The sequence below is a fragment of the Pseudomonas sp. BF-B-26 genome, from assembly GCF_019956495.1.
Classification (GTDB): domain Bacteria; phylum Pseudomonadota; class Gammaproteobacteria; order Pseudomonadales; family Pseudomonadaceae; genus Aquipseudomonas.
This window is the reverse complement of the sequence record NZ_JAHBDP010000110.1, coordinates 19,028-33,039: the sequence shown is the minus strand read 5'-3', so window position 1 is coordinate 33,039 and position 14,012 is coordinate 19,028. Positions and strand designations below refer to the sequence as shown.

Genomic DNA, 14,012 nt, shown 5'->3' with positions numbered 1-14,012 from the left:
CGCGAAGGCTGACTAACATTCAACATTGATGTCGACTGTTACGCCGCCTTCGCGAGCAAGCCCGCTCCCACAGGGGATGAATCAGTGCGTGCGGGCGACCGCAAATTCACTCAACTCGACCAGAGCATCGCGGTATTCGCTGGCAGGCAGCGCATCGAGGCATTTGATCGCTCGGGCCACGTAGTCACGGGCCAGTTGCGCGGTGTAATCCAGCGAACCTGAGGCTTCCACGGCTTCGCGGATGCTTTCCAGGTCTTCGATGCCGCCTTTCTGGATCGCCTTGCGCACCAGGGCAGCCTGCTCCGGCGTGCCTTCGCGCATGGTGTAGATCAGCGGCAGGGTCGGTTTGCCTTCAGCCAGGTCGTCACCGACGTTCTTGCCCAGGGTTTCGGCGTCGCCTTTGTAGTCCAGCAGGTCGTCGACCAATTGGAACGCCACGCCCAGGTGATCGCCAAATGTACGCAGGGCTTCCGACTGTTCCGATGTCGCTTCGCACAGCGCTGCAGCACTGTGTGTCGAGGCCTCGAAGAGCATCGCAGTCTTGCCGCGGATGACTTCCATGTAGGTTTCTTCGGTGGTGCTGGCGTCACGAACCTTCGACAGCTGCAACACTTCGCCTTCGGCGATGATGCGCGTGGCTTGCGAAAGAATTTTCATCACCGGCATGGAGCCCAGCTCGACCATCATTTCGAAGGACCGCGAATACAGGAAGTCGCCCACCAGCACGCTGGGGGCGTTGCCCCACATGGCGTTGGCGGTCGAGCGGCCACGGCGCATGCCGGACATGTCGACCACGTCGTCATGCAGCAGGGTTGCGGTGTGCAGGAACTCGATGGTCGCGGCCAGCAGGCGCAGGTCATCGCCTTCGCGACCCAGCGCCTTGCCACACAGCAACACTAATAGAGGACGCAGGCGTTTACCGCCAGCCGAGGTAATGTAATCGCCGATTTTCGATACCAGCGGCACTCGGGAAGTCAGCTGCTTCTTGATGATGCCGTCGACGGCGCTAAAATCGTCCGCCACCGCGCGGTAGAAAGCTTGGGGTTGCATCAGCGACAGTTGCTCCAGAAGGGTTGCGCGGCATGCTAGGACCCACGTCGGCGGGTGTCAAGGTACGATGGACGGCCTCTTGCATCGCCCTGGCAGCTTGCGTACAATCGCGCACCCTGAACTTCCTGGGCAGCACCTGCCTTACGCAATTGCAAACAGGCCTTCCAGCCCAATGCAGCCATGCCAGCCAATACCTCTTCTTATAAAGAGCTGGGTGAGCAGGATTATCGGAGAAATACCATGTCGTACGCAGTAATTGTTACTGGTGGCAAGCAATACAAGGTCGCCCCAGGTGAATACCTGAAGATCGAAAAACTGGAAATCGCTACCGGCGAATCCGTTACTTTTGATCGCGTTCTGTTGGTCGCCAATGGCGATGACGTGAACATCGGCGCTCCAGTTGTTGCTGGCGCTACCGTTGTGGCTGAAGTGATCTCCCAAGGTCGTCACGATAAAGTCCGCATCATCAAGTTCCGTCGTCGTAAGCACCACATGAAGCGTATGGGCCACCGCCAGTGGTACACCGAGATCAAAATCACCGGTATTCAGGCTTAATTTCAGCCTAATTCCTCACTAGGAGAATTGACTCATGGCACACAAAAAAGCTGGTGGTAGTACCCGTAACGGTCGCGACTCAGAAGCCAAACGCCTTGGCGTGAAGATGTATGGCGGCCAGGTTATCATTCCGGGCAACATCATCGTGCGTCAGCGCGGCACCCAATTCCACGCCGGTTACGGTGTTGGCATGGGTAAAGATCACACTCTGTTCGCTAAAATCGACGGCGTGATCAAGTTCGAAGTAAAGGGCGCCTTCGGTCGTCGTTACGTAAGCATTGTCCCGAAGACTGAAGTCGTCGCGGCATAATTGCGTAGTTGCTGGAAAAGCCCTGTCTCGCGACGGGGCTTTTTCGTTTGTGGGGTGAGTCTCTTGCAAAGCTGTTTGTGATGGGCTCCAGCGCTGGATTTGCGGTCGTTGATTGAGGTCGCTGCGCTCATTTTTGCAAGAGTCTTATGTCTTAGTGTTTTTCGGCTCGTCCGTATGACGAGAGGCGTTTTGTTATGAAGTTTGTTGATGAAGTATCGATTCGAGTAAAGGCCGGTGACGGCGGCAACGGTTGCATGAGCTTCCGTCGCGAAAAATTCATTGAAAACGGCGGCCCGAACGGCGGTGATGGTGGTGATGGCGGCTCGGTCTACATGATCGCCGACGAAAACCTCAACACCCTGGTGGACTACCGTTACACCCGGCACTTTGATGCCGAGCGTGGTTCCAACGGCGGCAGCACTGACTGCACCGGCAAGAAAGGTGAAGAGCTGGTGCTGCGTGTTCCGGTCGGCACGACCGTTATCGACTCCGCCACTCAGGAAGTGATTGGCGACCTGACCAAGGCTGGCCAGCGTCTGCTGGTGGCGCATGGCGGCTGGCACGGTCTGGGTAACACCCGTTTCAAATCCAGTACCAACCGTGCTCCGCGCCAGACCACTCCGGGTAAACCGGGTGAGGCGCGTGACCTGAAGCTGGAAATGAAGGTATTGGCTGACGTCGGCCTGCTGGGCTTGCCGAACGCCGGTAAAAGTACCCTGATCCGTGCTGTATCGGCCGCCAAGCCGAAAGTCGCCGACTACCCGTTCACGACGCTGGTGCCGAATCTGGGTGTGGTCAGTGTCGATCGTTGGAAAAGCTTCGTGGTCGCGGATATTCCGGGCCTGATCGAAGGTGCTTCCGACGGCGCAGGCCTGGGGATTCGCTTCCTCAAGCACTTGTCGCGTACCCGTCTGTTGCTGCACCTCGTGGACATGGCGCCGCTGGATGACACCAGCGCTCCGGATGCTGCAGAAGTGATCGTCAGCGAACTGACCAAGTTCAGCCCGTCCCTGGCTGAGCGTGATCGTTGGTTGGTGCTGAACAAGTGCGACCAGATTCTTGAGGAAGAGCACGACGAGCGCGTCAAGGAAATCGTAGATCGCCTGGAGTGGACCGGTCCTGTCTATGTGATCTCTGCGATCTCTAAACTGGGTACCGAGCGTCTGTGCCACGACATCATGCGTTATCTGGAAGATCGTGCCGATCGTCTGGCTGCCGACCCGGCGTACAAAGAAGAGTTGGCCGAACTCGATCAGCGCATCGAAGACGAAGCCCGTGCTCAGCTGCAGGCCCTGGATGACCAGCGTGCCCTGCGCCGTAGCGGCGTGAAGTCGGTCCACGACATCGGTGACGATGATTGGGACGAAGAAGATGTGGATGACGAAGACGGTCCGGAAATCATTTACGTGCGTGACTGATTCGTTGCGATAAACTTAAACGCCGCTCACTGGAGCGGCGTTTTAGTATCTGGAAATCGATAGTTGGTCACGAATAACCACGAATAATGTTACGGGCAGTGCCAGGTCGCGCTGCCCTCAAGCTAAGGTTGAAGATGATGCGGAGCAAGGTGACAGGTGCGCAGCGTTGGGTCGTGAAGATCGGCAGCGCTTTGCTGACAGCGGACGGCAAGGGCCTGGATCGCGCGGCAATGAGTGTTTGGGTCGAGCAGATGGTGGCTTTGCATGAGGCTGGCGTCGAGCTGGTGCTGGTGTCCTCCGGGGCGGTGGCGGCCGGCATGAGTCGCTTGGGCTGGACCGTACGACCCAGTGCGATGCACGAGTTGCAGGCCGCTGCCGCCATCGGCCAGATGGGGTTGGTGCAGGCTTGGGAGTCGAGCTTTGCCGAGCATGGCCGGCATACCGCGCAGATTCTCCTGACCCACGACGACTTGTCCGACCGCAAGCGCTACCTGAATGCCCGCAGCACCTTGCGCGCGCTGGTCGAGCTGAAAGTTATTCCGGTGATCAACGAGAACGACACCGTGGTCACTGACGAGATCCGTTTCGGTGACAACGACACCCTGGCGGCGCTGGTAGCCAACCTTGTCGAAGCTGACTTGCTGGTGATCCTTACCGATCGCGATGGCATGTTCGACGCCGATCCGCGCAACAACCCTGACGCCAATCTGATTTACGAAGCACGCGCTGATGATCCGGCGCTGGATGCGGTGGCGGGCGGTACGGGTGGGGCGCTGGGTCGTGGCGGCATGCAGACCAAATTGCGTGCTGCGCGGCTGGCGGCTCGCTCCGGTGCGCATACCATCATCGTCGGTGGGCGTATTGATCGTGTGCTGGATCGTCTCAAGGCAGGCGAGCGCATCGGCACCTTGCTGTCGCCTGAGCGCGGCCTGTTGGCGGCGCGTAAGCAATGGCTGGCCGGGCATCTGCAAACCCGCGGCACGCTCGTGCTGGATGCCGGTGCGGTGATGGCGCTGTCAAAAGGCAACAAAAGTTTGCTGCCTGTGGGTGTCAAGCGGGTCCAGGGCAGCTTCCGTCGTGGCGAGATGGTGGTTTGCGTGGCGCCGGATGGTCGTGAAATCGCCCGAGGCCTGGCCAACTACAGCGCGCTGGAAGCACAAAAAATCATCGGTCAGTCGTCTGAGGCGATTGTCGGTCTGTTGGGTTACATGGCGGAGCCGGAACTGGTTCATCGCGATAACCTGATCCTGGTCTGAGGGAATACCTGAATGCGCGTGGCAAAAGGATTGTTGGGTCTGCTGTTGGCGATGCCGCTGCTGGCCTCGGCCGAGGAGATTGGTCAGGTGTCGACGGTGTTCAAGTTTGTCGGTCCGAACGACCGCATCGTCGTCGAAGCGTTTGATGATCCAAAGGTTGAGGGTGTGACTTGCTACCTGTCGCGAGCCAAGACAGGTGGCGTGAAGGGTGGTTTGGGATTGGCTGAAGATCGTGCGGAAGCGTCTATCGCTTGTCGTCAGGTCGGGCCGATCCGCTTCAAGGGCGAGTTGAAGGATGGTGACGAGGTGTTCAAGGAGCGCACGTCGCTGGTGTTCAAGACCATGCAGGTGGTGCGATTCCTCGACAAGAAGCGCAATACGCTGGTGTACCTGGTCTATAGCGATCGTGTGATCGAAGGCAGTCCGCAGAATGCGGTCACCGCCATCCCGATCCTGCCGTGGGCGAGCGCCCAGTAATCTGACACAAATCGAAATGTGGGAGCGGCGGTGCGACGTTTCGACTTGCTCGCGAAGAGGCCATAACATTCAACATCATCGTTGACTGTTACACCGCCTTCGCGAGCAAGCCCGCTCCCACATTTTTTTGTGCAGATTTATTAAATCGCAGGCAATAAAAAACCGACCCAAGGGTCGGTTTTTTAACAAGCTTATCGCTTATGCGGCAACAGCAAGGTTCAGAGCCTTGACGTGACCGTTCAGACGGCTCTTATGACGAGCAGCCTTGTTCTTGTGGATGATGCCTTTATCGGCCATACGGTCGATAACTGGCACGGCCAGAACGTAAGCAGCTTGAGCTTTTTCAGCGTCTTTTGCGTCGATGGCTTTAACTACATTCTTGATGTAGGTACGAACCATGGAACGCAGGCTGGCGTTGTGGCTGCGACGCTTCTCAGCCTGTTTTGCACGTTTTTTGGCGGAAGGTGTGTTGGCCACCGTCGAGCTCCTCGAAAGACTTTTTAGGAAATAGCAAACAAAATAGGCCGCGAATCATGCCGATGAGTTGATGTCTTGTCAAGGGCGGTTGAGACGTTCCGCTAAGTGGTAGGTATAAAGAGGCGGGATATTTATTTCCGGCGCTTGACCTGTAAACTCGCGAGCTTTGGCTCTGTGCTGCTGCGGCGCGGAGTATCGCATAAGTAGGCGCTTTGTTCGCCTGCTGTTTATCGACAGGCACAAACTCTTTCAATGAATCTGCTCAAATCGTTAGCCGCCGTCAGCTCTATCACGATGCTTTCCCGGATTCTGGGGTTCGTTCGTGACACTCTCATTGCACGCACATTTGGCGCCGGGATGGCGACCGACGCCTTCTTTATCGCCTTCAAATTGCCCAATCTGCTGCGACGGATCTTCGCCGAGGGGGCTTTTTCCCAGGCATTCGTGCCGATTCTTGCTGAATATAAAAGCCAGAAGGGCGAGGAGGCGACGCGAACCTTCATTGCCTACGTCTCGGGCCTGCTGACGCTGGTGCTGGCGTTGGTCACCGCCTTGGGCATGATCGCTGCGCCGTGGGTCATTTGGGCGACCGCGCCGGGTTTCACCGATACGCCGGAAAAATTCGAGCTGACCGCCAGCCTGTTGCGGGTGACCTTCCCTTATATATTGCTGATCTCCCTGTCTTCATTGGCCGGGGCGATCCTCAATACCTATAACCGCTTCTCGGTGCCGGCCTTTGTGCCGACGCTGCTCAACGTCAGCATGATCATCTTTTCGGTGTTCCTGACGCCGTACTTCGATCCGCCGGTCATGGCGCTGGGCTGGGCGGTATTGGCGGGTGGTCTGGCGCAATTGCTCTATCAGCTGCCGCACCTGAAAAAGCTCGGCCTGCTGGTGTTGCCACGCCTGAACCTGCGTGACAGCGGCGTCTGGCGGGTCATGAAACAAATGCTGCCGGCGATTCTCGGCGTGTCCGTGAGCCAGATTTCGCTGATCATCAACACCATTTTCGCTTCGTTCCTGGTCGCCGGTTCCGTGTCCTGGATGTACTACGCCGACCGTTTGATGGAGTTACCGTCCGGTGTTCTGGGCGTGGCGCTGGGCACGATTCTCCTGCCCACCCTGGCCAAGACTTACGCCAGCAAGGATCGCGAGGAATATTCACGGATCCTCGATTGGGGTCTGCGCCTGTGCTTCATGTTGGTGTTGCCTTGCTCCCTGGCACTGGGGATTCTCGCCGAGCCGTTGACGGTTTCTTTGTTCCAGTACGGCCAGTTCAGCGCGTTTGACGCCACCATGACCCAACGGGCGCTGATCGCTTATTCGGTCGGTTTGCTCGGGATTATTGTGATAAAAGTGCTGGCGCCGGGCTTTTATGCGCAACAAAACATCCGCACACCGGTAAAAATCGCGATTTTTACCCTGATCGTTACCCAGTTGTTCAACCTGGTGTTGATCGGCCCGCTGGCCCACGCCGGTCTGGCGCTGGCCATCAGCATTGGCGCGTGCATTAACGCCGGCCTGCTGTTCTATCAGCTGCGCAAGCAGCAGATGTATGAGCCGCAACCGGGTTGGGCGAAGTTCGGCTTCAAGCTGGTGATAGCCGTGTTGGTGATGTCTGCTGTATTGCTGCTTGGAATGCATTTCATGCCAGCCTGGGATCAGGGGCATATGCTGGAGAGGTTCCTGCGTCTGGGCGCATTGGTCATTGTCGGTGTGGTGGCTTATTTCGGCATGTTGCTGTTGATGGGCTTCCGTTTGCGAGACTTCAATCGCAAGGCGCTGAGCTGAGGTCACGACCTCGATAAACACGGACGAATCGACAGTTTTGTCGGCTCGATCACTTTGGGTTACGGTGTTGCCTGTCGTCGGCCGCCGGGTGTGGTTATAATCGACCACTTTATGAGCAAGAAGCGCGTTATGCAGCTGGTTCGAGGCCTCCACAACCTGCGCCCCCAGCATCGGGGCTGTGTCGCCACTATTGGCAACTTTGACGGTGTTCACCGTGGCCACCAGGCTATCCTGGCGAGGCTCCGTGAGCGTGCGCTCGAGTTGGGCGTGCCCAGCTGCGTGGTGATTTTTGAGCCGCAGCCGCGAGAGTTCTTCGCGCCGGACACGGCTCCGGCCCGTCTGGCCCGGCTGCGGGACAAACTGCAGCTGCTGGCCGAAGAAGGTGTCGACCGGGTCCTGTGCCTGGCCTTCAACCAGCGCCTGAGCAAGCTCAGCGCCGCCGAATTCGTCGATACCATTCTGGTGGACGGCCTCGGTGTGCAACATCTTGAGGTCGGCGACGATTTCCGTTTTGGCTGTGACCGGGTAGGGGATTTCGATTTCCTGCAACAGGCTGGCGTCCTTCAGGACTTTACCGTCGAAGCGGCGCAGACGGTCGAGCTGGACGGTATTCGCGTCAGCAGCACCCAGGTCCGCAATGCTCTGGCGGCTGCCGATTTTGCCTTGGCCGAGCGACTGCTCGGTCGTCCGTTCCGGATTGCCGGACGGGTCCTGCATGGCCAGAAGCTGGCGCGCCAGTTGGGTACGCCGACGGCCAACATACAACTCAAGCGTCGTCGCGTGCCGCTGACCGGGGTTTACCTGGTCAACGTCGACATCGACGGCAAGACCTGGCCAGGCGTCGCCAACATTGGCGTGCGGCCAACCGTTCAAGGTGATGGCAAAGCCCACCTCGAAGTGCATCTTTTAGATTTTGCCGGCGATCTGTATGACCGGCGTTTGACGGTGGTTTTCCACCACAAGCTGCGTGAAGAGCAGCGTTTCGCCTCTCTGGAGGCGCTTAAGACGGCGATCAATGCGGATGTTGCCGCCGCCCGTGCCCTGTCGCACCTAGCGCCAATCGCTAATGAAGAGCCTTAAATGACCGACTATAAAGCCACGCTAAACCTTCCGGACACCGCCTTCCCAATGAAGGCCGGCCTGCCTCAGCGCGAACCGCAGATTCTGCAGCGCTGGGACAGCATTGGCCTGTACGGTAAGTTGCGCGAGATTGGCAAGGATCGTCCGAAGTTCGTACTTCACGACGGTCCTCCGTACGCCAACGGCACGATTCACATCGGTCATGCGCTGAACAAGATTCTCAAGGACATGATCATCCGCTCGAAAACCCTGTCGGGTTTCGACGCGCCTTATGTTCCGGGCTGGGACTGCCACGGTCTGCCGATCGAGCACAAAGTCGAAGTGACCCACGGTAAAAACCTGGGCGCGGACAAGACCCGCGAACTGTGCCGTGCCTACGCCACCGAGCAGATCGAAGGCCAGAAGTCCGAATTCATCCGTCTGGGCGTGTTGGGCGATTTTGCCAACCCGTACAAGACCATGGACTTCAAAAACGAGGCCGGTGAAATCCGTGCCTTGGCTGAAATCGTCAAGGGCGGTTTCGTGTTCAAGGGCCTGAAGCCTGTGAACTGGTGCTTCGATTGCGGTTCGGCCCTGGCTGAAGCGGAAGTCGAGTACGAGAACAAAAAGTCATCGACCATCGACGTGGCGTTCCCGATTGCCGACGAAGCCAAACTGGCTGCCGCTTTCGGTCTGCCGTCGCTGGGTAAACCTGCTTCTATCGTGATCTGGACCACTACCCCGTGGACCATTCCGGCCAACCAGGCGTTGAACGTTCACCCGGAATTCAACTACGCCCTGGTCGACGTCGGCGACAAACTGCTGGTGCTGGCTGAAGAGCTGGTCGAGTCATGCCTGGCCCGCTACAGCCTGGAAGGCTCGGTCATCGCGACCACCACCGGTAAAGCGCTGGAGCTGATCAACTTCCGTCACCCGTTCTACGATCGTCTGTCGCCGGTTTACCTGGCCGACTACGTCGAACTGGGCGCTGGCACCGGCGTGGTTCACTCTTCGCCGGCCTACGGCGTAGACGACTTCGTGACCTGCAAGAAGTACGGCATGGTCAACGATGACATCATCAATCCGGTTCAAAGCAACGGCGTTTACGTACCGTCGCTGGAATTCTTCGGCGGCCAGTTCATCTGGAAGGCCAACCCGGCCATCGTCGACAAGTTGACCGAAGTCGGTGCGCTACTGCACACCAGCGTCATCGAACACAGCTACATGCACTGCTGGCGTCACAAGACCCCGCTGATCTACCGCGCCACCGCGCAGTGGTTCATCGGCATGGACAAAGAACCTGTGACCGGCGACACCCTGCGCAAGCGGGCGATCAAAGCCATCGAAGAGACCAAGTTCGTCCCGGCCTGGGGCCAGGCGCGTCTGCACTCGATGATCGCCAACCGTCCGGACTGGTGCATCTCCCGTCAGCGCAACTGGGGCGTGCCGATTCCGTTCTTCCTGAACAAGGAAAGCGGCGAGCTGCACCCACGTACTGCCGAATTGATGGAAGAAGTCGCCAAGCGCGTCGAAGTCGAAGGCATCGAAGCCTGGTTCAAGATGGACGCCGCCGAGTTGCTTGGTGACGAAGCGCCGCAGTACGACAAGATCAGCGACACCCTGGACGTCTGGTTCGATTCGGGCACCACGCACTGGCACGTTCTGCGCGGTTCGCACCCGATGGGCCACGAAACCGGTCCACGTGCCGACCTGTACCTGGAAGGTTCGGACCAACACCGTGGCTGGTTCCACTCGTCGTTGCTGACCGGTTGCGCCATCGACAACCACGCGCCATACCGCGAGCTGCTGACTCACGGCTTCACCGTCGACGAGTCCGGCCGCAAGATGTCCAAGTCCCTGGGCAACGTGATCGCGCCGCAAAAGGTCAACGACACCCTGGGCGCCGACATCATGCGTCTGTGGGTTGCTTCCACCGATTACTCGGGTGAAATGGCGGTTTCCGAGCAGATCCTGCAGCGCAGTGCGGACGCTTACCGGCGGATCCGTAACACCGCGCGCTTCCTGCTCTCCAACCTGACCGGTTTCAACCCGGCCACCGACATCCTGCCGGCCGAAGAAATGCTGGCGCTGGACCGTTGGGCCGTGGACCGCACCCTGCTGCTGCAACGCGAGTTGCAAGAGCACTACGGTGAATACCGCTTCTGGAACGTCTACTCCAAGATCCACAACTTCTGCGTGCAGGAGTTGGGCGGTTTCTACCTCGACATCATCAAGGACCGTCAGTACACCACTGGCGCCAACAGCAAGGCCCGCCGTTCGGCGCAAACCGCGCTGTACCACATCTCCGAAGCGCTGGTGCGCTGGATCGCGCCGATCCTGGCGTTCACCGCTGACGAACTGTGGGAATACCTGCCGGGCGAGCGTAACGAATCGGTAATGCTAAATACCTGGTACGAAGGCCTGACCGAGCTGCCGGAAAACGTCGAGCTGGACCGCGCCTACTGGGAGCGGATCATGGCGGTGAAGGTCGCGGTCAACAAGGAAATGGAAATCCAGCGCGCGGCCAAGGCCGTCGGTGGCAACCTGCAAGCCGAAGTGACGCTGTTCGCCGAAGAGGCGCTGAGCGCCGACCTGGCCAAGCTGAGCAACGAACTGCGCTTCGTATTGATCACCTCGACCGCGACCGTTGCACCGTTCGTTCAGGCGCCGGCCGATGCCGTGGTCACCGAAGTCAGTGGTTTGAAACTGCAAGTGGTCAAGTCGAGTCACGCCAAGTGCGCCCGTTGCTGGCACTGCCGTGAAGACGTCGGCGTAAACCCGGAGCATCCGGAAATCTGCGGTCGTTGCGTCGACAACATCAGCGGCGCCGGCGAGGTTCGTCACTATGCCTAATGCGGCTGGCCGTTTCGGACGGCTGAGCTGGCTCTGGTTGAGTTTGCTGGTCCTGGTCATCGACCAGGCCAGCAAGTTCTACTTCGAAGGCAAGCTCGAGATGTTCCAGCAAATCGTGGTGATCCCCGATTTGTTCAGCTGGACCCTGGCCTATAACACGGGTGCGGCATTCAGCTTCCTGGCCGACAGCTCTGGCTGGCAGCGCTGGTTGTTTGCCCTGATCGCGGTCGTGGTCAGTGCGGTGCTGGTCGTGTGGCTCAAACGTCTGGGGCGCAACGAAACCTGGCTGGCCGTCGCTTTGGCGCTGGTGCTGGGTGGCGCGCTGGGTAATCTGTATGACCGCATCGCCCTGGGCCATGTGATCGACTTCATTCTGGTGCATTGGCAGAACCGCTGGTATTTCCCGGCGTTCAACTTTGCCGACAGTGCAATCTCTGTCGGTGCCGTAATGCTTGCGCTAGACATGTTCAAAAGTAAGAAAACCGGAGAAGCCGTTCATGACTGAACAGGTATTGGCTGAGCAACGCATCCGCCAGAACACGGAAGTCACCTTGCACTTTGCACTGCGCCTGGAGAACGGCGACACGGTCGACAGCACCTTCGACAAAGCCCCGGCGACCTTCAAGGTCGGTGACGGCAACCTGTTGCCAGGGTTCGAAGCAGCGCTGTTCGGCTTCAAGGCTGGCGACAAGCGTACGCTGACAATTCAGCCGGAAAACGCTTTTGGCCAACCCAACCCGCAGAACGTACAGATCATCCCGCGCTCGCAGTTCAAGGACATGGAACTGTCGCCTGGCTTGCTGGTGATCTTTAACGATGCGGCCAATACTGAGCTGCCTGGTGTGGTGAAGACATTCGATGACGAGCAAGTGACCATCGACTTCAACCACCCGCTGGCCGGCAAGACATTGACCTTTGACGTCGAGATCATCAACGTCAAATCGCTGTAACTGACCGAACCCGGTCAAAAATGTGGGAGCGGGCTTGTGTGGCGAGGGGATTTATCCCCGTTCGATTGCGAAGCAATCGTAAACCAGGCCGCGTGTTCTTATTCAAGACCGCGGTGATTGGATTCAGGGGCGCTTCGCACCCCAACGGGGATAAATCCCCTCACCACAAAGGCTCGCTCCCACAGTAAAAAGTTTTTTACAGTTTTCGCTATTTCTTGCGCGCAAGACACGAGGCACAGCATGCAAATCAAACTCGCCAACCCCCGTGGCTTCTGCGCCGGTGTGGACCGGGCAATCGAAATCGTCAACCGCGCCCTGGAAGTCTTCGGGCCGCCGATCTACGTGCGCCACGAAGTGGTCCACAATAAATTCGTCGTCGAAGACCTGCGTGCTCGTGGGGCGATCTTCGTCGAAGAACTGGATCAGGTGCCGGACGACGTTATCGTGATCTTCAGTGCCCACGGTGTTTCCCAGGCCGTGCGCACCGAAGCCGCCGGTCGTGGCCTGAAGGTGTTCGACGCCACTTGCCCGCTGGTGACCAAGGTACACATCGAAGTGGCCCGCTACAGCCGCGACGGCCGTGAATGCATCCTCATCGGCCACGCCGGTCATCCGGAAGTCGAAGGCACCATGGGCCAGTACGATGGCAGCAATGGTGGCGCGATCTATCTGGTCGAAGACGAGAAAGACGTCGCCGAATTGCAGGTGAACAACCCTGAAAGACTGGCGTTCGTGACCCAGACCACCCTGTCCATGGACGATACCAGCCGCGTCATTGACGCTCTGCGTACACGCTTCCCGGCGATCGGTGGTCCACGCAAGGATGATATTTGCTACGCCACGCAAAACCGTCAGGACGCGGTCAAGCAACTCGCCGACGAATGCGACGTGGTCCTGGTGGTCGGCAGCCCGAACAGCTCCAACTCCAATCGCCTGCGTGAACTGGCCGAGCGCATGGCCACCCCGGCCTACCTGATCGACGGTGCCGAAGACCTGCAAAAGAGCTGGTTCGACGGTGTCGAGCGAATCGGCATCACCGCTGGCGCCTCCGCACCGGAAGTGCTGGTGCGTGGCGTGATCCAGCAGTTGCAGGCGTGGGGCGCTACTGGCGCCGATGAATTGGCCGGTCGCGAGGAGAACATTACCTTCTCCATGCCTAAAGAGTTGCGCGTCCGCTCCCTGCTTTAACGCTCTTGCCCCCCGGGCACAGCGCCTGCTCAGCCTTATGGCTGCGCAGGCTGACGCGACCGGTCGCGGCCAGCACCACCTGGAGCTGAGAGACCGGTTCGCGGGCGGCGCAAATGTGCAGTGTCCCCGCTTGAAAGGCCCGTCCGGGCATCTGTGGCTCGCCGATACTGTTGAAGCGTATGTAGCGCCTGACCGGCCAATTGCCGACAATCGGCACCTCAGTGCCACTCGCGCGCTCAATCAGCAGCGGATTGCTGTTGTCCTCCGCCCCTTTGCCACTGATATCCAGAATGATCCGCCAGCCCTGACTCCAGTCGCCATTGATGCCGTGAATCACGACGCTCTGGTTGCGTGTGATGGCAACGGTTCTGGCGTTGCGTATACCGCTGATAAGCGACTCTGCCATCTGCTCGCGATGGTTCGATTCAGTCAGTGCAGCAAACGCCGGACTGACCAACAGCAGAACAATCCCGACAATTGTCAGTCCCATGAGCAGTTCGATCAGGCTGAAACCTCGCTGATGCATGTCATCTCCCTCCCTGGAGTGCTGCGGCCCGCGCGATCCCTGCGCGAGTAATGGCAAAACAACCGAACATCTGCCGGTCGAATGTTCTAGCGTGTAGAAGCA

At 58.7% G+C, this 14,012-nt stretch carries 14 protein-coding genes; 11 read left to right on the top strand and 3 right to left on the bottom strand.

Annotated elements, in window-relative coordinates:
• Positions 1-81 precede the first annotated feature (81 nt).
• Complete coding sequence (locus KGB03_RS25115; protein WP_033054288.1) at positions 82-1,050, bottom strand: polyprenyl synthetase family protein; 969 nt, start codon at positions 1,048-1,050, stop codon at positions 82-84.
• 240 nt (positions 1,051-1,290) lie between these two features.
• On the opposite strand from KGB03_RS25115, the gene rplU reads away from it, so the two are divergent.
• The 5 genes from rplU (at position 1,291) to KGB03_RS25090 (ending at position 5,066) form a co-directional block, all read left to right on the top strand.
• Positions 1,291-1,605 (top strand): 50S ribosomal protein L21, encoded by a 315-nt coding sequence (gene rplU / locus KGB03_RS25110; protein ID WP_003176051.1) that lies wholly within the window; start codon positions 1,291-1,293, stop codon positions 1,603-1,605.
• A gap of 34 nt (positions 1,606-1,639) precedes the next feature.
• Positions 1,640-1,915: a 50S ribosomal protein L27 gene (rpmA, locus tag KGB03_RS25105; protein ID WP_017340859.1), complete on the top strand. Its 276-nt coding sequence runs from the start codon at positions 1,640-1,642 to the stop codon at positions 1,913-1,915.
• Positions 1,916-2,109: 194 nt separating this feature from the next.
• Positions 2,110-3,333: an Obg family GTPase CgtA gene (cgtA, locus tag KGB03_RS25100; RefSeq protein ID WP_111451101.1), complete on the top strand. Its 1,224-nt coding sequence runs from the start codon at positions 2,110-2,112 to the stop codon at positions 3,331-3,333.
• A 137-nt stretch (positions 3,334-3,470) separates the two neighbouring features.
• Positions 3,471-4,589: a glutamate 5-kinase gene (gene proB, locus KGB03_RS25095; RefSeq protein WP_111451100.1), complete on the top strand. Its 1,119-nt coding sequence runs from the start codon at positions 3,471-3,473 to the stop codon at positions 4,587-4,589.
• A gap of 12 nt (positions 4,590-4,601) precedes the next feature.
• Positions 4,602-5,066, top strand: coding sequence for a CreA family protein (locus KGB03_RS25090; RefSeq protein ID WP_008154938.1), 465 nt, complete (start codon positions 4,602-4,604; stop codon positions 5,064-5,066).
• 198 nt (positions 5,067-5,264) lie between these two features.
• Here KGB03_RS25090 and rpsT read toward each other — a convergent pair whose 3' ends face one another.
• A complete protein-coding gene (gene rpsT, locus KGB03_RS25085; RefSeq protein WP_008154937.1) occupies positions 5,265-5,543 on the bottom strand; it encodes a 30S ribosomal protein S20 in 279 nt (92 codons plus the stop codon).
• A 252-nt stretch (positions 5,544-5,795) separates the two neighbouring features.
• Here rpsT and murJ point away from each other — a divergent pair, with 252 nt between their 5' ends.
• From murJ to ispH, 6 genes are all read left to right on the top strand, one after another.
• A complete protein-coding gene (gene murJ / locus KGB03_RS25080) occupies positions 5,796-7,334 on the top strand; it encodes a murein biosynthesis integral membrane protein MurJ (protein ID WP_223529674.1) in 1,539 nt (512 codons plus the stop codon).
• 129 nt (positions 7,335-7,463) lie between these two features.
• Positions 7,464-8,414, top strand: coding sequence for a bifunctional riboflavin kinase/FAD synthetase (ribF, locus tag KGB03_RS25075; protein ID WP_111451098.1), 951 nt, complete (start codon positions 7,464-7,466; stop codon positions 8,412-8,414).
• Positions 8,415-11,246, top strand: a complete 2,832-nt coding sequence (ileS, locus tag KGB03_RS25070; protein ID WP_192410863.1) for an isoleucine--tRNA ligase — start codon at positions 8,415-8,417, stop codon at positions 11,244-11,246.
• Positions 11,239-11,751, top strand: coding sequence for a signal peptidase II (gene lspA, locus KGB03_RS25065; protein WP_008154929.1), 513 nt, complete (start codon positions 11,239-11,241; stop codon positions 11,749-11,751). The genes ileS and lspA overlap by 8 nt, the downstream gene beginning before the upstream one ends.
• Before the next feature lie 7 nt (positions 11,752-11,758).
• Positions 11,759-12,196 (top strand): FKBP-type peptidyl-prolyl cis-trans isomerase, encoded by a 438-nt coding sequence (fkpB, locus tag KGB03_RS25060; RefSeq protein WP_177327872.1) that lies wholly within the window; start codon positions 11,759-11,761, stop codon positions 12,194-12,196.
• Between the two features lie 240 nt (positions 12,197-12,436).
• A complete protein-coding gene (gene ispH, locus KGB03_RS25055) occupies positions 12,437-13,384 on the top strand; it encodes a 4-hydroxy-3-methylbut-2-enyl diphosphate reductase (protein WP_007901894.1) in 948 nt (315 codons plus the stop codon).
• Here the strand turns inward: ispH and KGB03_RS25050 are convergent.
• Positions 13,353-13,910, bottom strand: coding sequence for a GspH/FimT family pseudopilin (locus tag KGB03_RS25050; protein WP_223529672.1), 558 nt, complete (start codon positions 13,908-13,910; stop codon positions 13,353-13,355). The two genes, ispH and KGB03_RS25050, sit on opposite strands and share 32 nt — an antisense overlap.
• Positions 13,911-14,012 lie beyond the last annotated feature (102 nt).